Annotated in this window: 17 protein-coding genes; 6 read left to right on the top strand and 11 right to left on the bottom strand. The window is 73.1% G+C overall.

All coding sequences use genetic code 11. From position 1 onward, the window contains the following. Positions 1-36 precede the first annotated feature (36 nt). Positions 37-1,344: a type III PLP-dependent enzyme gene (locus tag ACK8OX_RS20905; protein ID WP_430666184.1), complete on the bottom strand. Its 1,308-nt coding sequence runs from the start codon at positions 1,342-1,344 to the stop codon at positions 37-39. A gap of 542 nt (positions 1,345-1,886) precedes the next feature. Beyond that, positions 1,887-2,774, bottom strand: coding sequence for an agmatinase (speB, locus tag ACK8OX_RS20900; RefSeq protein WP_430666183.1), 888 nt, complete (start codon positions 2,772-2,774; stop codon positions 1,887-1,889). Between the two features lie 115 nt (positions 2,775-2,889). Here speB and ACK8OX_RS20895 point away from each other — a divergent pair, with 115 nt between their 5' ends. Genes ACK8OX_RS20895 through ACK8OX_RS20880 form a run of 4 tightly spaced genes read left to right on the top strand, consistent with a single transcriptional unit; the run spans position 2,890 to position 7,860 of the window. Further along, the gene (locus ACK8OX_RS20895; RefSeq protein ID WP_430666182.1) at positions 2,890-3,105 is read left to right on the top strand and encodes a hypothetical protein; all 216 of its coding nucleotides are present in this window, start codon (positions 2,890-2,892) and stop codon (positions 3,103-3,105) included. A 13-nt stretch (positions 3,106-3,118) separates the two neighbouring features. Next, a complete protein-coding gene (locus tag ACK8OX_RS20890) occupies positions 3,119-6,079 on the top strand; it encodes a formate dehydrogenase subunit alpha (protein WP_430666181.1) in 2,961 nt (986 codons plus the stop codon). Positions 6,080-6,082: 3 nt separating this feature from the next. Next, entirely contained in the window at positions 6,083-6,679 is a 597-nt protein-coding gene (gene fdh3B, locus ACK8OX_RS20885; protein WP_430666180.1) for a formate dehydrogenase FDH3 subunit beta, read from the top strand. Then, complete coding sequence (locus ACK8OX_RS20880; protein WP_430666179.1) at positions 6,676-7,860, top strand: formate dehydrogenase subunit gamma; 1,185 nt, start codon at positions 6,676-6,678, stop codon at positions 7,858-7,860. Before fdh3B ends, ACK8OX_RS20880 begins: the two co-directional genes overlap by 4 nt. Positions 7,861-7,908: 48 nt before the next feature. On the opposite strand, the gene ACK8OX_RS20875 is transcribed toward ACK8OX_RS20880, so the two are convergent. Both ACK8OX_RS20875 and ACK8OX_RS20870 read right to left on the bottom strand, forming a co-directional pair. Further along, positions 7,909-8,343 (bottom strand): OsmC family protein, encoded by a 435-nt coding sequence (locus ACK8OX_RS20875; RefSeq protein WP_430666178.1) that lies wholly within the window; start codon positions 8,341-8,343, stop codon positions 7,909-7,911. A 109-nt stretch (positions 8,344-8,452) separates the two neighbouring features. Continuing rightward, on the bottom strand, positions 8,453-9,166 hold the full coding sequence (locus ACK8OX_RS20870; protein ID WP_430666177.1) for a metal-dependent hydrolase: 714 nt from the start codon (positions 9,164-9,166) through the stop codon (positions 8,453-8,455). A gap of 229 nt (positions 9,167-9,395) precedes the next feature. On the opposite strand from ACK8OX_RS20870, the gene ACK8OX_RS20865 reads away from it, so the two are divergent. Both ACK8OX_RS20865 and ACK8OX_RS20860 read left to right on the top strand, forming a co-directional pair. After that, the gene (locus ACK8OX_RS20865) at positions 9,396-10,229 is read left to right on the top strand and encodes a metallophosphoesterase family protein (protein ID WP_430666176.1); all 834 of its coding nucleotides are present in this window, start codon (positions 9,396-9,398) and stop codon (positions 10,227-10,229) included. A gap of 221 nt (positions 10,230-10,450) precedes the next feature. Continuing rightward, entirely contained in the window at positions 10,451-14,248 is a 3,798-nt protein-coding gene (locus ACK8OX_RS20860; RefSeq protein ID WP_430666175.1) for a PAS domain S-box protein, read from the top strand. Positions 14,249-14,287: 39 nt separating this feature from the next. Here the strand turns inward: ACK8OX_RS20860 and ACK8OX_RS20855 are convergent, their stop codons facing one another. From ACK8OX_RS20855 to ACK8OX_RS20825, 7 genes are all read right to left on the bottom strand, one after another. Continuing rightward, positions 14,288-15,919: a peptide ABC transporter substrate-binding protein gene (locus ACK8OX_RS20855; RefSeq protein ID WP_430666174.1), complete on the bottom strand. Its 1,632-nt coding sequence runs from the start codon at positions 15,917-15,919 to the stop codon at positions 14,288-14,290. Positions 15,920-15,943: 24 nt separating this feature from the next. Next, positions 15,944-16,813, bottom strand: coding sequence for an ABC transporter permease (locus tag ACK8OX_RS20850; RefSeq protein WP_430666173.1), 870 nt, complete (start codon positions 16,811-16,813; stop codon positions 15,944-15,946). Then, positions 16,810-17,763 (bottom strand): ABC transporter permease, encoded by a 954-nt coding sequence (locus ACK8OX_RS20845; RefSeq protein ID WP_430666172.1) that lies wholly within the window; start codon positions 17,761-17,763, stop codon positions 16,810-16,812. Before ACK8OX_RS20845 ends, ACK8OX_RS20850 begins: the two co-directional genes overlap by 4 nt. After that, positions 17,760-18,722 (bottom strand): ABC transporter ATP-binding protein, encoded by a 963-nt coding sequence (locus tag ACK8OX_RS20840; RefSeq protein ID WP_430666171.1) that lies wholly within the window; start codon positions 18,720-18,722, stop codon positions 17,760-17,762. The genes ACK8OX_RS20845 and ACK8OX_RS20840 overlap by 4 nt, the downstream gene beginning before the upstream one ends. Then, positions 18,715-19,734: an ABC transporter ATP-binding protein gene (locus tag ACK8OX_RS20835; RefSeq protein WP_430666170.1), complete on the bottom strand. Its 1,020-nt coding sequence runs from the start codon at positions 19,732-19,734 to the stop codon at positions 18,715-18,717. The genes ACK8OX_RS20840 and ACK8OX_RS20835 overlap by 8 nt, the downstream gene beginning before the upstream one ends. Positions 19,735-19,801: 67 nt before the next feature. Beyond that, positions 19,802-20,383 carry a sarcosine oxidase subunit gamma gene (locus ACK8OX_RS20830; protein WP_430666169.1) on the bottom strand — a complete coding sequence of 194 codons (582 nt, stop codon included), beginning with the start codon at positions 20,381-20,383 and terminating at the stop codon, positions 19,802-19,804. Then, positions 20,370-21,855, bottom strand: a 1,486-nt coding sequence (locus ACK8OX_RS20825; protein ID WP_430666168.1) for a glycine cleavage T C-terminal barrel domain-containing protein, incomplete at its 5' end; no start/stop codon positions are given. The genes ACK8OX_RS20825 and ACK8OX_RS20830, both read right to left, overlap by 14 nt.

The raw sequence follows: 21,855 nt of genomic DNA, 5'->3' as shown, positions 1-21,855 counted from the left end.
GGCCCGCGCCCGTGGGGCACGGGCCACCCCGTTCCGTCAAGCCACCGCGGCCAGCGCGGCGTAGCCGGGCGTGGCCAGCAGCGGCGGGTCCGCCACCTCGACCAGGGCGGCCTGGTCGAAGCCGTTGAAGGCGGTCCGCAGGCAGGCGCCATAGGCGCCAAGCTGCCCCACCTCGATCCAGTCGCCCTCGCCCACATCCGCGGGAAGCAGGAAGGGGCCCTCCATCCGGTCCGCGCTGTCGCAGCTCGGACCGAAGAAGGTGAAGGGCACCACCGGCGCCGCCCCGCCGCCACCCGGCCGGACCAGCCGGACAGGGAAGCGGAAGCCCGGCGCCCCGGCATCCGACAGCGCGCCATAGACGCCGTCGTTGACGAACAGCGCGTCGCCGCGGCGGTGCTGCACCTGCACCACCACCGAGGTCCCGCCCGCCACCAGCGCGCGGCCCGGCTCCGCCCAGAGCGTCATGTGGCCCAGCCCGTGCTCCGCCACCGCGTCCGCGATCGCGGCCATGAAGTCGCGCAGCGGCGGGGGCGTGACCTCGGGGTAGGAGACGGGGAAGCCGCCGCCGACATCGAGGATGTCGACCACGACGCCCGCCGCCCGGATCACCGCCGCCGCCCGCGCGATGGCGCGCGCATAGGCCGCCGGGTCCAGGCATTGCGAGCCGACATGGAAGCTGAGGCCGAGCTGCCCCGCATGCGGCCGCGCCGCGCGCAGCAGGGCCGCCGCCGCCTCCTCCGTCGCGCCGAACTTGCCCGACAGGTCGTAGACCGCGCCGCCCTTCGGCAGCGCGAGCCGCACCACCAGGCCGAGATCGGCCGCGCCGCCCGTCTCCTCCCGCAGCTTCGCCAGCTCCTCCGCGCTGTCGAGCACGAAGTCGCGCACGCCATGCCGCCCGAAGGCCTCGCGGATCGCGCCACGCGCCTTCACCGGGTGCATGAAGTGGATCTCCGCCTCCGGGAACATGGTGCGGACCAGCCGCACCTCGCCGGCCGAGGCGCAATCGAAGTGGCGGACGCCGCCGCGCCACAGCGCGCGCAGCACGGCGGGTTCCGGGTTGCACTTCACGGCATAGAGCACGTCGCCCGGAAAGGCCGCGCGGAAGGCCGCCGCCGCACCCGCGACCGTGGCCGGGCGCAGGCAATGCAGCGGCATCTCCGGCCGCAGCGCCGCGACCGCGCCATCCACGGTCGCCGGCGCAGGCGCAGCATCGGCCGCGCGCAGCAGCGGCGCAGCATTCTCCGCGCGCCGGAGCGGCGCAGCATTCTCCGCGCGCCGGAGCGGCGCGACGTTCTCCGCGCGCCGGAGCGGCGCGACAGCGCCGCGGAAGCGGTACTCGGTCATCGGGCCCTCCTGGGTGCCAGGGATGTCTCGCGCGCCCGCCGCCGCGCCGGCCCCGTCGAAGGGGCGGCGCGGCGGCGGGGAAGGAGGAAGCCGCGTGCTGCGCGAGCCGGCGCCGGACCCGCGCGGCAGGCCGACCGCCCGGGCGGGCGGAGGGACAGGACGCGGCGGGTCGCCCCTTGCCGCCCCATCGGGCGTCGGGCGCTGGCGCTTCGGGCGTTGTACGGGTGTCCAGCCCCGCACCGCGCCGCGGCGTTCAGGCAACAGAGGCGGCTCCCTCGAACCTCCCGGCCCAACCCGCGCCCGGGCTTCCGCCCGGACCCGGCGACCGGATCGAACAAAGGACGCGTCCCGTCGTTGCTGTGCCCCCGGCAGGGGCTCGCGGCACGTGCGATGGCGTCAGGACCGGCGAGGGGCGAAGTCGGTCTCCCTCTCGGTGGCCGGATAAATAGCGGTCCGGCTGCTGGATCGCAAGGGGTTTTTCCGACTTCTCCCCTCTCCCCGCGCATGCCGCCCTGCGCCCGGTGCGGATCGCCGGAATGCTTTCAGCCGGCGCGGCAGATGTACTCCCACGCCACCGTCGCCGCCGCCAGCGCCGTGATCTCCGCCACGTCATAGGCCGGCGCCACCTCCACCACGTCCATCCCCCGCCAGTCGAGGCCACCCACCCGCCGCAGGATCGACTGCACCTGCCAGGTCGCCAGCCCCCCCACCTCCGGCGTGCCGGTGCCCGGCGCGAAGGCGGGGTCGAGCGCGTCGATGTCGAAGGAGAGATAGGCCGGCGCGGCGCCGACCACCTCCGTGATCCGCGCGGCCACGGCCGCAGGCCCAACCTCGTGCACCTCCATCGCGGAGACCACCGTGACCCCGCGCTCCCGCGTCCAGGCGACGGTCGCGGCATCGACCGGTGAACGGATGCCGACCTGGATCATCCGCCGCGGATCGACCAGCCCTTCCCCGATCGCATGGAAGAAGGGCTGCCCGTGGGAGAAGCGCTGGCCGAAGCTTTCCGGCCAGGTGTCGCCATGCGCGTCGAAATGGACCAGCGCGAGCGGCCCGCCGACGCGGCGCGCCAGCGCCCGCAGCAGCGGCAGCGTGATCCCGTGCTCCCCGCCGAGCGCGACCAGGTGGTCATGCGCGGCCGCCTGTTCCTCGATCCGCGCCAGGCTGCCCGCCAGGTCGCCGAGCGCGATGGCGAGGTCGCCGACATCGGCCAGCGGCAGCGTCGCCGGGTCGACGCCGGTGGTCGGATGGGCGCCGTCCACCAGCATCCGCGACGCGCGCCGGATGGCCGCGGGCCCGTCGCGCGCGCCGGCGCGGTTCGTGGTGCCGAGGTCGAGCGGGATGCCGGCGACCGAGACGCCCCCCGCCGCCTCGCGGCGCGTCACGCCGAGGAAGCCGGACGGGGTCGCGAAGGTGGGCACGAGCGGCATGGGCATTCCTCTGCTGGCAGCCGATTCCTGCCCCGCCTGACGGCCGAAGGCCAGCGCCCTGCATCCCGCGGCGACCTCATGCGTTGCCTGCTCCAGGACGTGCTGGGGCCCGACGATGAGCGACGAGAACGAGGAACGATCCGGCCGCAGGGGGCTGTTGCGCGCATTGGGCGCAGCGGGGGCGGTCGCCGCCACGCCCGCCGCGGCAATCGATGCGGGCGGCGGCACCGCCGGCCTGCCTGCGCAGAAGGAAGGCGAGGCCGAGAAGCGCCGCGCCCGCTACCGCGAGACCGACCACATCCGCGCTTTCTACGAAAGCAACCGGCGCTGAAGGACAGGCCCGCATGCTGATCAAGCGCCGGGGCGCCGAAGCCGCCCGCCAGCGACTCTCCCAGGCCTATCGGGGCCTGTCCTCCGGCGGGCTCGACCGCCGCTCCCTCCTCCGCCAGGCGGGCCTCGGGGCCGGCGGCCTCGCAGCGCTCGGCGCACTGCCGCCAATGCGCGCGCGCCCGGCCGCGGCAGCGACCGTGATGCGCAGCGATGCGCCGATCCAGCGCATCAAGAATGTCTGCACCCACTGCTCCGTCGGCTGCACGGTGATCGCGGAAGTGCAGAACGGCATCTGGGTGGGCCAGGAGCCCGCCTGGGAATCGCCGATCAACCGCGGCACGCACTGCGCCAAGGGTGCGTCGGTGCGCGAGATCGTGCATGGCGAGCGCCGGCTGAAGCACCCGATGAAGCTGGTCGGCGGCGAATGGCAGCGCCTGTCCTGGGACCAGGCGATGCAGGAGATCAGCGCGAAGCTGCTGGAGCTGCGCCAGGCCAGCGGGCCGGACAGCGTCTACTGGCTGGGCAGCGCCAAGTTCACCAACGAGGCCGCCTACCTGTTCCGCAAGTTCGGCGCCTTCTGGGGCACCAACAACGTCGACCACCAGGCGCGCATCTGCCACTCCACCACCGTCGCGGGCGTGGCGAACACCTGGGGCTACGGGGCGCAGACCAACAGCTACAACGACATCCGCAACGCCCGGACCATGATCGTCATGGGCGGCAACCCGGCCGAATCCCACCCCATCGCGACGCAGCACATCCTGGGCGGGCGCGACCACAACCGCGGCCACCTCATCGTCATCGACCCGCGCTTCACACGCACCGCCGCGCACGCCACCGAATATGTCCGCATCCGCCCCGGCACCGACATCCCGGTGATCTGGGGCATGCTGTGGCACATCTTCCGGAACGGATGGGAGGACAAGGAATTCATCCGCCAGCGCGTCTACGGCATGGACGAGGTCCGGCGCGAAGTGGAGAAGTGGAACCCCGACGAGGTGGAGCGCGTCACCGGCGTCCCGCGGGAACAGCTGGCCCGCATCGCGCAGATCTTCGCGACGCAGAAGCCCTCCACCCTCATCTGGTGCATGGGCGCGACGCAGAAGACGGTCGGCACCGCCAATGTACGCGCCTATTCGATCCTGCTGCTGGCCACCGGCAGCGTGGGCAGTTCGGGCACCGGCGCCAACATCTTCCGCGGCCACACCAACGTCCAGGGCGCGACCGACCTCGGCCTCGATATCGCGACGCTGCCCGGCTACTACGGCCTGGACGAGGCCGCCTGGCGGCACTGGTCGCGCGTCTGGGACGTGCCCTATGAATGGATGCTGGCGCGCTTCCCCGACAAGAAGCTGATGGAGACGCCCGGCATACCCAGCACCCGCTGGTTCGACGCCGTGACCCTGCCGCGCGACCAGATCGAGCAGCCGAACCCGCTGCGCGCCATGGTGGTGTTCGGCCATGGCGGCAACACCGTCTCCCGCATGACGGAGATGGTGAAGGCGCTGGAACGGCTCGACCTCATCGTCGTGGCCGACCCGCACCCCACCACCTACGCGCAGATCAGCAACCGGCGCGACAACACCTACCTCCTGCCCATCTGCACGAATTTCGAAACGGTGGGCAGCCGCACCGCGTCCAACCGGTCGCTGCAATGGGGCTTCAAGGTCGTCGAGCCGATCTTCGAGAGCCGTAACGACTACGACGTGATGTACGACCTCGCGCAGCGGCTCGGCTTCGCGACGGAACTGTTCCGCCACGTCGCCGTCCGCGATGGCCATGTGGTGGTCGAGGACATCCTGCGCGAGATGAACCGCGGGCTCTGGGCGGTGGGATACACCGGGCAGTCGCCGGAGCGCCTGAAGGCGCATATGGAGAACCAGCAGTATTTCGACATCGTCACCCTGAAGGCGTCCGACCAGGCGCCGGATGCGGTGCGCGGCGACACCTATGGCCTGCCCTGGCCCTGCTGGGGCACGCCGGAAATCCGCCACCCCGGCACCCACATCCTCTACGACACGTCGAAGCACGTGAAGGAAGGCGGCGGCTGCTTCCGCGCGCGCTTCGGCACGGAACGCAACGGCGTGACGCTGCTGGCGGAGGGGTCCTTCTCGAAGGGGTCGGAGATCGAGGACGGTTATCCCGAATTCACTGTCGCCGTGCTGAAGCGCCTCGGCTGGTACAACGACCTCACGGCGGAGGAACGCGCGACGATCGAGCGCATCGGCGGCGACAACGTGGACCGCGTCTCCTGGTCCACCGACCTGTCGGGCGGCATCATCCGCGTGGCGCTGGAACATGGCTGCAACCCGCCTGGCAACGCCAAGGCGCGGGCGGTGGCGTGGAACCTGCCCGACCCCGTCCCGGTCCACCGGGAGCCGATCTACACGCCGCGTACCGACCTGCTTCCCACCCCGGAACAGGCGGCGCAGATCCAGGCCAACCCGCAGGCCCCCGCGCCGCGCGGCACCTACCCCACCCTGCCCGACCGCCGCGGCTACCGCGTGCCGCATCTCGGCCTCTCGGTGCAGATGCGCAGCCACCAGGTGGCGCGCGAATTCCCCATCGTCCTGACCTCCGGACGGCTGGTGGAATACGAGGGTGGCGGCGAGGAGACGCGCTCCAACGCATGGCTCGCCGAGTTGCAGCAGGAGATGTTCTGCGAGATCAACCCGCGCGATGCCGCCGCCCGTGGCATCCGCGACGGGCAGTGGGTGTGGGTGCTGGGCGCCGAGCACGGCGCGAAGGTTCGCGTGAAGGCGATGGTGACGGAGCGCGTCGGTCCCGGCGTCGCCTTCATGCCCTTCCATTTCGGCGGCTGGTTCCAGGGCGAGGACCGCCGGCGCTTCTACCCGCCGGGCTCCGACCCCTATGTCCTCGGCGAGAGCGTCAACACCGTCACCACCTATGGCTACGACCCGGTCACCTTCATGCAGGAGACCAAGGTGACGCTCGTCCAGATCAGGGGGGCCTGAGCGATGGCGCGCCTCACCTTCCTCTGCGACGCAGACCGCTGCATCGAATGCAACGCCTGCGTCACCGCCTGCAAGAACGAGCACGAGGTGCCCTGGGGGCTGAACCGGCGCCGCGTGGTGACGATCGGCGACGGCCGTCCGGGCGAACGCAGCATCTCCATGGCCTGCATGCACTGCACGGACGCGCCCTGCGCCGCGGTCTGCCCGGTGTCCTGCTTCTACGGCACGGCGGACGGGCTGGTGCTGCACGACAAGGACCTGTGCATCGGCTGCGGCTACTGCTTCTACGCCTGCCCCTTCGGCGCGCCGCAGTATCCGCGCGTCGGGAATTTCGGCGGGCGCGGCAAGATGGACAAGTGCACCTACTGCGCCGGCGGCCCGCAGCAGGACGGCTCGGCGGCCGAATACGCGCAGTACGGCTCCAACCGCATCGCGGAAGGCAAGCTGCCGCTCTGCGCCGAGATGTGCTCGACCAAGGCGCTGCTGGCCGGCGACCAGGAGATCGTGGCGATGATCTACCGCGAACGCTCCCAGCGCCGCGGCTTCGGCTCCGGCGCCTGGGGCTGGCGCACCGCCTACCGGACGGAGGTGCGGGCATGAGGCGCCTGCTCCTCCTCCTCGCGCTGCTCTCGGCGCCAGCCTTCGCGCAGCAGACGCAGCAGGCACCCGGCCTTCCGGGCGGCGACCCCTCCGTCCAGTCCACCGCGCCCGAGGTCGGCGCCGGCCGCGGCGGCCCCAACGCGCAGGTGCCGGAAACCTCGGAACCGCAGGGCGCCACCGGCGGCCCGCGCCCCGCCGCGCCCCAGGCGACGGCGCCGAGCGCACCTTCCCCCGCGCCGCCCATCGCCGCCCCCCTGCCCTTCACCGGCCGCGGCGGCAGCACGGCGGCGGAACAGGAGCTGGAGGCGGCGCTGCGCGGCGGCACCATCGGCGGGCGCGTCAGCATCCCGAACCAGTCCGCCGGCCTGCTCATCCAGCCGGACGGGCGCGACTGGCGGCAGTTCCGCAACCGGGTGCTGGTCACCGCCGGCATCTTCGCCGTGGTCGGCACGCTGCTGGTGGTCACCGCCTATCACCTGATCCGCGGCCCGATCCGCCTGCGCGCCGGCCGGTCCGGCCGGCCCGTGCTGCGCTTCGGCTGGCTGGAGCGCGCGAATCACTGGATGGTCGCCACCAGCTTCATCCTGCTGGCGCTGACCGGGCTGAACATCACCTTCGGCGCCTGGGTGCTGCGGCCGGTGATCGGGCCCGAGGCCTTCACCGCGCTGACCCTCGCGGGGCAGGCGGTGCATCACTTCATCTCCTTCGCCTTCCTGTTCGGCGTGGTGCTGATGGCGGTGCTCTGGGTCGGGCAGAACATCCCGAACCGCCGCGACATCGACTACATCAAGGCCGGCGGCCCGCTGGGGCGGCGGCACGTCGCGACGGGACGCTTCAACGCAGGGCAGAAGATGCTGTTCTGGGCGGTGGTGCTGGGTGGCCTGGCCGTCGCCGTCTCGGGCTACCTGCTGATGGCGCCGGGGCTGCTCGACAACGTCATCGGGCAGCAATGGGCGCACATGGCGCACGGCCTGCTGGCGATGGGCATGACCGCCATGATCATCGGCCACATCTACATCGGCTCGATCGGCATGGAGGGCGCGTTCGAGGCGATGAAGGACGGCACCGTCGACCAGAACTGGGCGCGCGAGCACCACGACCTCTGGCTTGAGGAGAAGCTGGCGGCGGCGCGGCGGACCGTCGCGCCCGAGGGCACGCCGCCGGCCGCGCCGGCCGAATAGCGGCCCGCCCCTGCGGACATGCCCGTGCATGTCCGCAGGCGGCGCCCTTCATCCCTCCAGCTCGGCCTCCAGCGTGATCTCCGCGTTCAGCACCCTGCTGACGGGGCAGTTCGCCTTGGCGGCCGCGGCCAGCTCGTCGAACCGCGCGCGGTCGATGCCTGGGACGCGCGCCTTCAGCGACAGCGCGATGGCCGCGATCCTCCAGCCGCCTCCCTCCTGCTCCATCCGCAGCCGCGCGGTGGTGGCGAGGTCGGCGGGCGGGTGCCCGGCGCCGGTGAGCTGGAAGGCCAGCGCCATGCTGAAGCAGCCGGCATGGGCGGCGGCGATCAGCTCCTCCGGATTGGTGCCCTGCCCGTCCTCGAAGCGGGTATGGAAGGAATAGGGCGTGTCGCGCAGCGTGCCGCTCGGCACCGTCAGCGTGCCCCGGCCGTCCTTGCCCGCGCCCTGCCAGCGTGCACTCGCCTCACGTCGGATGGATGCCATGCGGCGCGTCTCCCTTCCCACACCGCGCCGGGATGGCGCGGCGGCGGGCGGAAGATGGGGACGCGCGCGGGTGCGTGAAATGACAAGCCTGGGGGGACCCCGGCCGGTGCTACACCTCGAAGGCGACACCCTTCTCCGGCACGCGCACGCGGCCGCGCTCCTCGCCCATGTGGCGCAGGAAGGCGTCGGGCGTCGCGTCTATGATCGGGAAGGTGCCGTAGTGGCAGGGGATCACGACCTTCGCGCGCGGCAGGAAACGCCGTACAGCCTCCGCCGCCAGCCGCCCGCCCATGGTGAAGCGGTCGCCTACCGGCACCATCACCACCGCGGGGTCGTACAGCTCTCCGATCAGCCCCATGTCGGAGAAGATGTCGGTGTCGCCCATGTGGTAGACGACCGGCTGCGCCTTGTCCTTCGGCGTCACCACCACCCCGTTCGGCAGGCCGAGCGCCTGGGAATTCCCCATCTCGTCCAGCTGACCGGAGGAGTGGAAGGCGATGGTCAGCGCGACGCTGCACTCGCCGAGGTCCACCTGCCCGCCGGTGTTCATCGGCTGCATCTTCTCGAGGCCGGCCGTCTTCGCCAGCCACATGCAAAGGTCGAAGTTGGTCGCCACCGGCGCGCCCGTCCGCTTCGAGATGGCGACCGCATCGCCCACATGGTCCGCATGGCCATGCGTGACGGCCACATGCGTCACCCCCGCCGCCGCAGCCTCCGGATCGCCGGCGAAGGCGGGGTTGCCGGTCAGGAAGGGGTCGATCATCAGGGCGGTGGAGCCGAAATCCAGCCGGAAGGTGGAATGGCCGAACCAGGTGATGCGCATCCGCTGCTCTCCCTTGCGTGGTCGCGGCGGAGGATAGGGGCGGGCGCGCCGCCGGCAAGCCCGCCTGGACCGCGCGGCCCCGCTTCGCCAAACTCCGCGCCGGATGATGGGGTGCGGGGGAACGGCGCCCGGCGCACCATCGCGGCTGGGCGGCCCGCCCGCCCCGCCGGGCACCCGGCCCCTTCAAAGCGATCGCCGATGCCTTCCCGACGAGGTCCCCGAGCCAACCATGCCCCGCATCCTGCAGATCACCGACACCCATCTCTCCGCCCGCAACGGCGGCCTGTTCCGCGACAACATCGCGCGCATCGCCGAAGCGGTGGCCGCCACGCCGCCCGACCTGGTGATGGCCACGGGGGACATCAGCCTCGACGGCGCCGACCGGGACGAGGACCTGGACTTCGCCGTCGCCGCGCTGCGTGAACTGCCCTGGCCGCTGATGATCCTGCCCGGCAACCACGACACCGGCAGCCATGCGCGCTTCATGCCCCGCCAGCCGGTCGACGACGCGCGGATGGCGCGGTGGCGCCGCATCGCGGGGCCGGGCCGCGGCGTGGTGGACCTGGAGGGCTGGCGCGCGATCGGCCTCAACACCGAGGTGATGGGCACCGGCCATCCGGAGGAAGCCGCGCAGGCCGCCTTCATCGCGGAGGCGGCGGCCGGCGCGGGCGACCGGCGCATCGCGCTGTTCCTGCACAAGCCGCTGTCCCTGACCCTGCCCGAGGACCCCGCCTTCGACATGTGGACGGTGCCGCCCGCCGGTCGCCCCGCCCTGGCGCCGCTGCTGGCGCATCCCGGGCTGCGGCTGGTGGGCTCGGGCCACCTGCACCTGCATCACGAGGTCACGCGCGGCAGGGTCGCCTGGGTCTGGGCGCCGGCGCTGTCCTTCGTGATGGAGGTGGCGGAACAGGCCGGCATCCCCGGCGCGCGGCGTTGCGGCGCGCTGCTGCACGACCTTCACGAGGACCATGCCACGACGCGGCTGGTCGCCCCGGCGGGGGTGGAGACGGTGGGCTTCCTGTCCGTCCGCGACCGCACCTATCCGCCCGGCGCCACGCCCTGAGCGGGGGCGCGACCCGGGCCCTTGCGTAACGGCCCGGCCAGCGCACTGGCGGCCCATGCAGGATCGTATACCATCACGGTCGCGTGGGCCGTGACGGGCGCGGCACCCGCCAGGGAAACCGATTCGAAGGTGAAAGACCATCGCTGGGCGGGTGCCCCTGGCTGCCCCGCGGCCAAGCCGGCCCAAGGCTTGCGGCCTGCCCGCCCGGGCCGGGGCGCCGCGTGAGCGGGCTGCTGCGCGGCCAGGCGCGGGCGCGTCCCGGACGCCCGCTCTGGCGCCACCTTGCCGCCTTCGGTCTTGCGCTCTCCGTCCCCGCCTTCCTGCTCACGGCGGGGCTCGGCTGGTCGCATGTCCGGGCGGAGCGCCGCCACATCGAGGCCGCGGCGGAGGAGACCGCCCATGCCGGCGCGATCGCCATCGACCGCGACCTCGGCGGGCTGCTGGAGGCCGGGGCGGTGCTCGCCTCCGACCGGTCCCTGCGGACCGGCGACCTGAACGCCTTCGAGGAGCAGGCGCGGGAAGTCCGCCGCCTGCTCGGCGTCGCGGTGGTGCTGCGTGCGCTTGACGGCCAGCACCTGGTGAACACGCGCCTGCCGCCGGGCGCGGCGCTGCCATCCAACACCGCGCCGGACTCCGACCGCCGGGTGCTGGAACGGGGCGAGCCCGACATCTCCGACATCATCGCGACGCCGCTGACTGACCTTCCGGTCGTGCTGGTCAACCTGCCGGTCTGGCGCGACGGGCAGATCGCCTACCTGCTGAACCTGGTCGTCCCCGTGCAGCGGCTGCGCGACATGCTGGCCCGGCTCGGCGTCCCGCCAGGCTGGGCGGTGACGGTGCTCGACCGCCGCGGCACCACGGTCCTCGGCCCCTCCCCCGGCACGGGCCCGGATGCGGCGGCGCTGGGGGCCGGCCTCGCCGGGGATGCCGGCCGTCCCGGCGGCAGCTGGCGGGGCACCTTCGAGGACCGCGGGGACAGCATCGCGGCCTGGCGCCGGTCGGCCGTCACCGGCTGGGTGGTGTTGGCCAGCGCGCCGGCCGCGCTGGCCGAGGCACCGCTGCGCCGCGTTCTCGCCTCCGCCCTGGTGGTGGCCGCGGTGACGGCGGCGCTGGTGGCGCTGCTGGCGTGGCTGTTCGCCCGGCGCATCGCCGGCCCGCTGGAAGAACTGGCCGGCGCCGTCGCCGGCGGGCAGCTTCGCGCCGCGCGGACCGACACGTCCCTGCGCGAGGTGAACGACCTCGCCGCCGCCCTCGCGGCCGGCGAGGCGCGGCTGCGCTCGGTCTTCGACACGGTGGCGGAAGGCATCCTGGTGGCCGCCGAGGATGGCGCCCTGCTGTCCGCCAACCCCGGCGCGCTGCGGATCTTCGGCTACGAGGGCGACGCCGCGGCGCTGCTCCGCGGCGGGCTCGGCACGCTGCTGCCGCCGGAGGAGCGCGGCCGGCTCGAACGCCGGATGGCCAGCCTCGACGGCACCGGGGGACCGCCGCCGGACGGAACGCCCGACCTGCTGCTGCTCGGCCGCCGGCGGGACGGCACGACCTTCCCGATGGAGCTGTCGGTCGGCACCTTCGAGGCGGACGGACGCCGCTTCTTCACCGGCGTGGTGCGCGACGTCGGCGCGCGCGTCGCGGCGGAGGAGGCGCTGCGCCTGCGCGAGGCGGAGATGGCCCGCGTGCTGGAGGCGACGAGCGACGCCGTCCTTGCCGTCGATGCCGGCTGGCGCATCACGCTGATGAACCGCCACGCGCGCGCGCAGTTCGCCGCCGGGGCGGACCTGCGTGGGCGCCTGCTGTGGGACGCCTTTCCCGGCACGGCCGGCGGCGGCATCCGCGAGGCCTGCCGCCGCTGCATGGCGGACCGCGTGCCGACCGAGGCGGAGCAGGTCTATGCCCCGCACGGCCGCCATGTCGCGGCGCGCGCCTTCCCGTCCGATGGCGGCGGCGTCACGGTCTTCCTGCGCGACCTGACCGAGGAGCGCGCCGCCGCCCGCCGGCTTGCCGAGAGCGAGGCGCAGCTGCGCGCCGTGCTGGAGAACGTGCCCGTCGGCGTGCTGCTGGCCGAGGCGCCGTCGGGCCGCATGCTGCTCGGCAACCGCCGCATCGAACAGCTGCTGCGCCACCCGGTCCTGCCCAGCCCCGACATCGCCGCCTATCGCGACTGGGAAGGCTACCACCCCGACGGCCGCCGGGTGGAGGGCAGCGAATACCCGCTGGCCCTCGCCCTGGCGGGCGACGAGGCGCCGGTCCTCGAATTCCGCTACCGGAGGGGGGATGGCACCTTCACCTGGCTGCGCGCGAATGCCGCGCCGGTGCGCGACGACGCGGGCGCGGTCATCGGCGCCGTCGCCGCCATCACCGACATCGACGCGGAACGCCAGGCCTCCGCCATGCTGCGGGAAAGCGAGGCGCGCTGGCGGTCGCTGGCGGAGGCGATGCCGCAGCTGGTCTGGACCTGCCGGCCCGATGGCTACTGCGAGTATTTCAACCGCCGCTGGGAACAGTACACCGGCGTGCCCTCGGCGCAGCACCTGGGCGAGGGCTGGCTCGACGTCATCCATCCTGAGGACCGCGACCGCCTGGTCGCCGCCTGGCGCGAGACCCTGGCCGGCGGGCCGGACTTCGACACGGAAGTGCGGATGCGCGGCGCCGATGGCTGCCACCGCTGGTTCAAGAAGCGCGCCGTCGCACTGCGCGGGCGCGACGGGGAGGTGCTGCAATGGTTCGGCACCTCGACCGACGTGACCGACGCGGTCGCCGCCCGCGACGTGCTCTCGCGCGAGGCGGCGCAGCTCGAAAGGCTGGCGGAGGAACGCGGCCGCGCGCTTGCGGACAGCGAGGCGCGCCTGGCCGAGGCGGCGCGGATGGAGGCCCTCGGCCGGCTGGCCGGCGGGGTGGCGCACGACTTCAACAACGTGCTGCAGGCCGTGCAGGGCGGCCTCACGCTCGCCGGCAAGCGGCTGACGACCGATCCCGGGGCGGCGCGGCACTATCTGGGCCTTGCCGCGGAAGCCGCCGCGCGGGGCGCATCCGTCACCGGCCGCCTGCTGTCCTTCGCGCGGCGAAGCGAACTGCGCGCCGAGCCGATCGCGCCCGCGCCGCTGCTGGCCGGCGTGGCGGACATGCTGCGCCACGCGCTCGGCCCCGGGATCACGCTGCGGGTCGACGCGGCCGCGGACCTGCCCGCGCTGGTCGCGGACCGCGGGCAGCTCGATTCCGTGCTGGTCAACCTGGCCAACAACGCGCGCGACGCGATGCCCGGCGGCGGCGCGCTGACCTTCGCCGCCGCCGTCTGCGACCTGCCTGGCGCGCCGGGCGCGCCGCCGGGGCTGCGGGCCGGGTGCTGGCTCCGGCTGTCGGTGACCGACGAGGGCACCGGCATGACGCCCGAGGTGCTGGCCCGCGTCACCGAGCCCTTCTTCACCACCAAGCCGCGCGGCAAGGGCACCGGGCTCGGCCTTGCCATGGCGCGCGGCTTCGCCGAGCAGTCGGGCGGCGCGCTGTCCATCGACAGCGCGCCCGGCCGGGGCACCACCGTCTCGCTCTGGCTGCCCTGCGCGGGCGCGGCGTCGGCCGAACGCCCGCCCGGTGCCGTGCCCGAGGCGCCGACGCCGGCGCAGGGCGTTTCCGTCCTCGTCGTGGAGGACGATGCCGATGTGCGCGCCGTGCTGGCGGCGGAACTGGCCGAACGCGGCTATGCCGTGACGGAGGCGCCGGACGGCCCCTCGGCCCTGGCGCTGGTGGATGGCGGCCTGGCGATCGATGCGCTGGTGACGGATTTCGCGATGCCGGGCGGCATGGACGGCCTTGCCCTCGTCGTCGCGGTGCGGCAGCGGCGGCGGCGGCTGCCGGCGGTCCTCGTCACCGGGCATGCGGGCGACGCCGCGCCGGCGGCGGTCGACGCGGTGGACCGGTCCGGCCCCTTCGCGCTGCTCCGCAAGCCGGCGCGCGGCGACGCGCTGGCGGAGCGGCTGGCGCTGGTCCTGCGCCGCGCCTCCATCGGCATCGCCGCGGCGGGGTAGCGCGCCCGCCGCGGCCCGCCGGTGCCGGCGGGCGGATCGTCAGGCCCAGTGCCAGTCCTGCACGTTCCAGGTGATGTCCGTCACATACTGGTTCGGCCGCGGGCCCTGCAGCTGGCGTCGCTTCAGGTGGCCCTGCACCGACCCGCCCTGCGCCGCGAAGGGCACTTCCTCGTGCAGGATGGCCTGGATCTGGTGGTAGGTGCGCAGCCGCTCCTCCCGGTTCGTCTGGGTGACGCCGAGTTCGAGCAGGCGGTCCACCTCCTGGTTCTCGTACTGGACGTAGTTGCTGCCCTGGCGGTGCTTCGCCGGGATCATCCGGCTGTGCGTCCGCGCGGTGTAGTCGGGGTCGAGCCCGACCGTCGGGTCCCAGGCGACCAGCAGCGTGTCGAAGCGCGACTGCGTGGTGAAGTCGCCCCACACCACGCTGGCCGGCATGTTGCGGATCTCCATCTCCACGCCGATGCGGCGCCAGTTCTGCTGGAACAGCGCCTGGCAGCTCTGCCGCGCGACGTTGCCGGCGGTGGTGGACATGGTGAACTTCATCTGCACGCCGTCCTTGGCGCGGATGCCGTCTGCCCCGCGGCGCCACCCGGCCTCGTCCAGCAGGCGTTCCGCGCCGGCGGGGTCCGCGGTGTAGTCGCGCAGCGTGTCGTTGTACGCCCAGTGCGTCGGCTGGAGGTAGGACAGAGTGCGCGGCCAGGTGCCGAAATAGACGTCGTCGATGCTCTTCTGCATCTCGAGCGCCATGGTCAGCGCCTTGCGCACCCGCGGATCGGCGAATTGCGGCTTGCCGCAGTTGTAGTAGACGAACTGCACGTTCGGCGTCGGATAGACCAGGAAGTCGCGGTCGGGGAAGGCGCGGGCTTCCGTCCAGCGGTCGTTCGGCACGCCGAGCAGGCCGAGATAGTCCACCTCCCCCGTCCGCGCGCGGCCGTAGGCGACGGTGCCGTCGGGGACGAAGGTGTGGATGAACTGGCGCGTGCGCGCCGGGCCGCGATGGTAGGTCGGGTTGCGTTCATAGACCATGTGGCTGCCCGCGGTGCGGCTGCGCAGCATGTAGGGCCCGGTGCCGACGGGGTTGGCGTTGAAGCCCGAGGTGGCGATGTTCGCCTCGCGCGAGAGGATGTGGCGCGGGACGATGTGCATGTTCTGCCACGCCCACAGGAACGGCACGAAGTTCCTCTCCAGCACCATCTCGATGTTGTGGTCGTCGATGACGCGGAAGGTGCGGATGAGGTCGAAGCCGGAGCGCGAGCGCACCGGCACCGACGGGTTCATGATCGTCTGGTAGGTGAATTCCACGTCGCGCGCGGTGAAGGGCTGGCCGTCGCTCCACTTCACGTCGCGCTTCAGCGCCACCTTCCAGGTCAGCCCGTCCGGCGAGACGCCGCCATTCTCCGCCGTCGGCACCTGCGCGGCGAGGTTGGGGATGAAGTTGCCCTCCGCGTCCACGTCCCACAGCGCGTCGAACATGCAGGCCTCGGGCACGTTCTCGGTGCCCGCGTTGACGTAGAGCAGCGGGTTGAACTGCACCGGCTCCTGCGTCATGCACAGGATGATGCGGTCGCGGTTGATCGCCTGTCCCCAGACCGTCGGCGCGCGGAGCGCGACCGCGCCGCCCGCGCCGGCCGCGCCGGCCGCGAGGATGGAACGCCTGGTGAAGCCCGACATGTTCGCCTCCTGTCCCTGTTGCTGTCAGTGGTCCATGCGCAGGCGGGGGTCGAGCGCGTCGCGCAGCCCGTCGCCCATGAAGTTGAAGCCGATGACGGTGAGCGTGATGGCGAGCCCCGGCAGGATCGCGAGCCAGGGCGCGGTGTCGAGGTAGCCCTGCGCGTTCGAGAGCATGTTGCCCCAGGACGCCAGCGGCGGCTGGATGCCGTAGCCGAGATAGGAGATGTAGCTTTCGATCAGCACGGCGGAGGCCACCTTCAGCGTCGCCGCGACGAGGATCGGCGCCGCGGCGTTGGGCAGCAGTTCCCGCAGCATGATCCGCGTGCGCGACGCGCCGAGCGCGCGGGCGGCGGCGATGAAGTCCGCCTCCTTCAGCTGCAGGATCTCCGCCCGCACGATGCGGCTGACCTCCATCCAGGAGGTGAGGCCGATGATGAGGCTGATGGACAGCAGCGTCGGCGGCACGAAGGCGGCGATCACCAGCAGCAGGAAGACCTGCGGGAAGCACAGCATGGTGTCCACGAAACGCATCAGCAGCGTGTCCACCCAGCCGCCGAGGTAGCCCGCCGCGATGCCCACCAGCGCGCCGGTGGCCACCGTGGTCAGCATCGCCACCACGCCGACCGTGAGCGAGACCTGCCCGCCATGCAGCAGGCGCGACAGCGTGTCGCGCCCCAGCTCATCCGTCCCCGCGATGGCGCCGGGCGTGAAGGGCGCGAGGAAGCGGCGCCCCGTCTCCAGCAGCGTCGGGTCCTGCGGCGACAGCCAGGGCGCGAACAGCGCGGCAGACAGCAGCAGCGCCACCAGCACCGCCCCGCCCAGCGCCAGGCGGTGGCGCGCGAAGCGGCGCCAGACGCGCCCGGCCTGGCCCGCCTGCGGCAGCGTCGCGCTCATCTGAGCCGCACCCGCGGGTCGAGCGCCGCGACCGCGAGGTCGGCGAGCAGGTTGGAGACGATGACGAACATCGCGGTGAACATCATCAGCCCCATCAGGACGGGGTACTCCTTCATGTTGAGCGCATCCACGAACAGCCGCCCCATGCCGGGCCAGGCGAAGATCGTCTCCGTCACCAGCGCGCCGGAGAACAGGAAAGGCAGTTCCACGCCCAGCAGCGCGACCAGCGGCTTGGCCGCGTTCGGGAAGGCGTGGCGGAACAGCCGCGCGCGCTCCGTCAGGCCCTTGGCGCGCGCCGTGCGCATGAAGTCCTGCTGCATCACCTCGAGGAAGGCGGAGCGCGCGTAGCGGCTCCAGGTCGCGGTCAGGACCAGCGCCAGCACCAGGGTCGGCAGCACCAGGTGGCGCAGCAGCGACAGCGGGTCCCCCTCCTCGCCGAATTCGTACATCCCGCCGGAAGGCAGCCAGCGCAGGTGGATGGCGAAGACGTAGATCGCCATCAGGCCGAACCAGAAGGTGGGGAAGGACAAGGCGAACAGCGCGCCGGTGGTGGCCAGCGTGTCGAACACCGAATAGCGCCGCACCGCCCCCAGCACCCCGATCGCCAGCCCCAGCACGATGGCGACGGACAGCGCGCAGCCCATCAGGATCAGCGTCGCGGGCAGGCGTTCCAGGATGACGTCCAGCACCGGGCGGCCGCCGAAGAAGGTGTAGCCCCAGTTGCCGCTGAAGATGCCGGTCGCCCATTTCACGTATTGGATGTGCACCGGCTGGTCGAGCCCGAAGATCACCTTGATGCGCTCGATGTCCTGCGCCTGGATCGTCGGGTTCAGCGTGTAGACCGCCAGCGGTCCGCCGGGGGCCAGGTGCATCAGCCCGAAGGCGATCAGCGACACGCCGACCAGCAGCGGGATGGCCTGGCCCAGCCGGCGCAGCGCGTAGCCGATCATGCGTCCACCAGGTGGCAGGCGACCTCGTGGCCCTCGGCCACGCGGCGCATCGCGGGGGATTCCGTCCGGCACACCGGCATGGCGTGCGGGCAGCGCGGATGGAAGCGGCAGCCGGCGGGCGGGCGCGCCGGGTTCGGCACGTCGCCCTGCAGCACCTGCCGCCGGCGCGTACGCCGCGGCACCGCTTCCGGCACGGCGGACAGCAGCGCCTGCGTGTAGGGGTGGCGCGCGTCGAAGAACAGCGCCTCCCGCGGGGCGGTCTCCACGATGCGGCCCAGATACATCACCGCGACGCGGTCCGCGATGTGGCTGACCACGGCAAGGTTGTGGGAGATGAAGATGTAGGCCAGCCCGCGTTCAGCCTGGAGGCGCTCCATCAGGTTGACGATCTGCGCCTGGATCGAGACGTCGAGCGCCGAGACCGGCTCGTCCCCCACGATCAGCTCGGGCTCAAGCGCCATGGCACGGGCGATGCCGATTCGCTGGCGCTGCCCGCCGCTGAATTCGTGCGGGTAGCGCCGCGCCGCCTCGGCCGGCAGGCCCACCATGCGCAGCAGCCCCGGGACGCGTTCGGCCGCGCCGGGGATGCCCTGGATCTCGAAGGGCGCGGCCAGGATGGCCCCCACCGTCAGGCGCGGGTTGAGGCTGGCATTCGGGTCCTGGAAGACGATCTGCATGCGCCGCCGCACCGGCTTCAGCGCGGCCTGCCCGTGGCGCGCGATGTCCACCCCGTCCAGCCGGATCTCCCCGGCCGTGGGCTCGATCAGCCGCAGGATAGCCTTGCCGGTGGTGGTCTTGCCGCAGCCCGATTCGCCGACCAGCGCCAGCGTCTCGCCCCGGTGCAGTTCCAGGTCCACGCCGTCCACCGCCTGCACCGTGCCGACCTGCCGGCGCATCAGCCCCGCGCGGACCGGGAAATGCACCTTGAGGCCGCGCACGGCCAGCAGCGGCTCATCCATGGGCGTGGTTCCAGCAGGCGACGGCATGGCCCCCGCCGATCTCCTCGACCGGCGGCTGCCGCGCGATGCAGTGCGCGTTGGCCAGTGCGCAGCGGGGCGCGAAGGCGCAGCCGTCCGGGCGTTCCGCCGGGCCGGGCACCATGCCGGCGATCTCGTGCAGCACCGGCGCGCGGCGCCGTTCGATCCGCGGGATGGAGGCGAGCAGGCCGCGCGTGTAGGGGTGCCGCGGCGCCTCGAAGATGTCCGCGACGGGGCCGCTTTCCACGATGCGCCCGGCATACATCACCGCCACCCGATCCGCCGTCTCGGCCACCACCGCCAGGTCGTGGGTGATCAGCAGCAGCCCCGCCGCCGTCCCCTCCTGCAGGGACGCCAGCAGTTCGAGGATCTGCGCCTGCACCGTGACGTCGAGCGCGGTGGTCGGCTCGTCCGCGATCAGCAGCGCCGGGCGGCAGGCCAGCGCGATGGCGATCATCGCGCGCTGCCGCATCCCGCCCGACAGCTCATGCGGGTAGCCGCGCGCCACGCGACCGGGCTCCGGGATGCCGACCAGGCGCAGCATCTCCTCCGCGCGGGACGCGGCCTCCCGCCGGCCGAGGCGGAGGTGGCGCGCCAGCGGCTCCGCGATCTGCCGCCCGACGGTCATCACCGGGTTCAGCGAGGTCATCGGTTCCTGGAACACCATGGAAAGCTGGCGGCCGCGGCGATCCGCCATCGCGCCCTCGTCGAGCCGCATCAGGTCCACGCCGTCGAGCAGCACCTCGCCCCGCGGCAGTCGCGACAGCGGCGGCTCCAGCAGGCGCATCAGCGCCATCGCGGTCAGCGTCTTGCCCGACCCGCTCTCGCCCACCAGGCACAGGGTCTCACCCCGGCCAAGCGTGAAGGACACGTCGTCCACCGCGCGCAGCACATGCGGCGGCACCGGGATGTGGAGCGTGAGGCCACGCACCTCCAGCAGCGGCCGGCCACCGGCCGCCGGCGCTTCGACCAGCAGGTCGGGCGCGTCGCTCATCCGTTGTCTCGTCCCCCGGCAGCGCACTCGCCCTCAGCATGGCAGAGTGGCGATGCCGGCCACAACCTCATCCGGCGACCTCGACCCCGAAGGTCAGGCCCGCCTCGACCAGGGTGCCGAGCAACTCCTCCGCCAGGGTGGAGAAGCAGATCAGCTCCACCCCCGCCCCCGTCGCGTGCAGCACCGCCTGCACATGGCCGACGGTCGCGCCCACCACGCGCCCGCGCGGGAAGGCGGCGGGGTGCAGGTCCAGCCGGCAGCAGCGCGCCAGCGCCTGCGCCCAGGCCGGACCGGACAGGGCGATGACGCTGCGGCCGTGGCTCTGGTCCGTCAGCGCGGCATGGGGGGCGAGCGCGGAGGCGCGGCCCAGCAGCGTCCCCTCCCCCGCCCAGGGGGCGATGAGCATCCAGCCCTCCGGCTGGGTCCAGAGCGCGGCGATGCCGCCGGCTTCCGCCGCACCGCCGGGCCCGGGCAGCGTCAGGCCCAGCACGCCCTGTGCCGCGGCGGCCAGCGCCGGGGCGGCGCCGCGGCGGGCGAGCACCTGCACCACCTCGCGCCGGGGAAAGCCGATGACGAGGCCGGCGCCCGGCGCGCCGTGGTGGCCCGGCGCGACATGCGCCAGGGCATGGAGGGGCTCAGCCGCGGACACGCGCATTCTCCGGGTCGTAGTGGTGCGGGCTGGTGATGCGCACAGGCACGGACTCGCCCATCAGGGGGTTTGCGGCGACCATCGTGGTGCCGACCCGCGCCTCGCCGCCCGACAGCATCGCCAGGCCGAGCCAGCCATCCGGCGCCACGGCATGGGTCGCGCTGGTGATCCAGCCGAGGCTCGGCCCACCCTCGGCCTCGATCAGATGCGCGCCGGCGCGGATCTGCCGCGCCGGGTCCGCCGCCACCACGCCGACCAGGCGCGGCCGCGCGGGGTCCGTCATGCCGGGGCGGGTGGCGAGGGTGCGGCCGATGAAGTCGCCCTTCTTCTTCAGCATCCTGCCGAGGCCGAGATCGGCGGCAGTGGTCTGCCCGTTCAGCTCGGGCCCGGCGACATGGCCCTTCTCGATCCGCAGCAGGCCCAGCGCCTCGATGCCGTAGGGCACGGCACCCGCGGCGACCACGGCGTCCCAAACCCGTTCGGCGTAGCCGGCCGGCACCGCGATCTCGAAGGCGCGTTCGCCGGAGAAGGAGATGCGGAACAGCCGCGCCGGCGCGCCCGCCGCGCGGCATTCGGCGACGGCCATGAAGGGGAAGGCGGCGTCGGAGAGGTCGATCCCCTCGACCACCGCCGCCACCACGTCCCGCGCCTGCGGGCCGGCCACCGACATCGCCGCCCACTGGTCCGTCACCGAGGCGAGGGTGACGTCGAGGTCCGGCCACACGGCCTGGAGGTGGAATTCCAGGTGCTGCATCACCGGCCCGGCCTGCGCGGTGGTGGTGGTCATGAAGAAGTGGTCCTCGGCGATCCGGCTGGTGGTGCCGTCGTCGAAGACGATCCCGTCCTCCCGCAGCATCAGCCCGTAGCGCGCCCTGCCGATCGCGAGGGTCGAGAAGGTGTTGGCGTAGACGCGGTCGAGGAAGGTGGCCGCGTCCGGCCCCCGCACCTCGATCTTGCCGAGCGTGCTGACATCGCAGACGCCGACGCCTTCACGCACGGCACGGGCCTCGCGCCGGACGCTCGCCCAGGCATCGGCGTCGCCGGGCCTCGGATAGAAGGCGGGGCGTTTCCAGATGCCCGCATCCATCCAGACCGCGCCCGCGGCCTCGTGCCGGCGGTGCAGCGCGGTGCGGCGCGTGGGGGCCATGTGCTGCCCGGCATGGGCGCCCGCGACCGCGCCCCAGGCGACCGGTGTCCAGAAGGGCCGCATCCGCGGCAGGCCGACCTTCGCCAGCGCCTCGCCCCGCGCCTCGGCCAGCACGGCGGCGCCGACGATGCCGCCGGTCTTGCCCTGGTCCGTGCCCATGGCATGCGTCGTGTAGCGCTTCGCATGCTCCACATGGCTGAAGCCCTCGCGGTGCGCCAGGCGGATGTCCTCGGCCGTCACGTCGTCCTGCAGGTCCACGAAGGCCTTGCCGCGCGCCCGCACCTCATGCAGCGGGTGGGGCTCGTGGCCGGGGTCCTCGCCGGGC

This window comes from Falsiroseomonas sp. CW058, from assembly GCF_050563535.1.
Taxonomy (GTDB): domain Bacteria; phylum Pseudomonadota; class Alphaproteobacteria; order Acetobacterales; family Acetobacteraceae; genus Falsiroseomonas.
Note: the sequence above shows the minus strand (reverse complement) of the source record. Positions and strands in the feature narration are given on the sequence as shown.

Excerpts from the sequence above, each read along its gene's own strand:
- ACK8OX_RS20905 (WP_430666184.1), bottom strand. The coding sequence starts at position 1,344 with ATGACCGAGTACCGCTTCCGCGGCGCTGTCGCGCCGCTCCGGCGCGCG.
- speB (WP_430666183.1), bottom strand. The coding sequence starts at position 2,774 with ATGCCGCTCGTGCCCACCTTCGCGACCCCGTCCGGCTTCCTCGGCGTG.
- ACK8OX_RS20895 (WP_430666182.1), top strand. The coding sequence starts at position 2,890 with ATGAGCGACGAGAACGAGGAACGATCCGGCCGCAGGGGGCTGTTGCGC.
- ACK8OX_RS20890 (WP_430666181.1), top strand. The coding sequence starts at position 3,119 with ATGCTGATCAAGCGCCGGGGCGCCGAAGCCGCCCGCCAGCGACTCTCC.
- fdh3B (WP_430666180.1), top strand. The coding sequence starts at position 6,083 with ATGGCGCGCCTCACCTTCCTCTGCGACGCAGACCGCTGCATCGAATGC.
- ACK8OX_RS20880 (WP_430666179.1), top strand. The coding sequence starts at position 6,676 with ATGAGGCGCCTGCTCCTCCTCCTCGCGCTGCTCTCGGCGCCAGCCTTC.
- ACK8OX_RS20875 (WP_430666178.1), bottom strand. The coding sequence starts at position 8,343 with ATGGCATCCATCCGACGTGAGGCGAGTGCACGCTGGCAGGGCGCGGGC.
- ACK8OX_RS20870 (WP_430666177.1), bottom strand. The coding sequence starts at position 9,166 with ATGCGCATCACCTGGTTCGGCCATTCCACCTTCCGGCTGGATTTCGGC.
- ACK8OX_RS20865 (WP_430666176.1), top strand. The coding sequence starts at position 9,396 with ATGCCCCGCATCCTGCAGATCACCGACACCCATCTCTCCGCCCGCAAC.
- ACK8OX_RS20855 (WP_430666174.1), bottom strand. The coding sequence starts at position 15,919 with ATGTCGGGCTTCACCAGGCGTTCCATCCTCGCGGCCGGCGCGGCCGGC.
- ACK8OX_RS20850 (WP_430666173.1), bottom strand. The coding sequence starts at position 16,813 with ATGAGCGCGACGCTGCCGCAGGCGGGCCAGGCCGGGCGCGTCTGGCGC.
- ACK8OX_RS20845 (WP_430666172.1), bottom strand. The coding sequence starts at position 17,763 with ATGATCGGCTACGCGCTGCGCCGGCTGGGCCAGGCCATCCCGCTGCTG.
- ACK8OX_RS20840 (WP_430666171.1), bottom strand. The coding sequence starts at position 18,722 with ATGGATGAGCCGCTGCTGGCCGTGCGCGGCCTCAAGGTGCATTTCCCG.
- ACK8OX_RS20835 (WP_430666170.1), bottom strand. The coding sequence starts at position 19,734 with ATGAGCGACGCGCCCGACCTGCTGGTCGAAGCGCCGGCGGCCGGTGGC.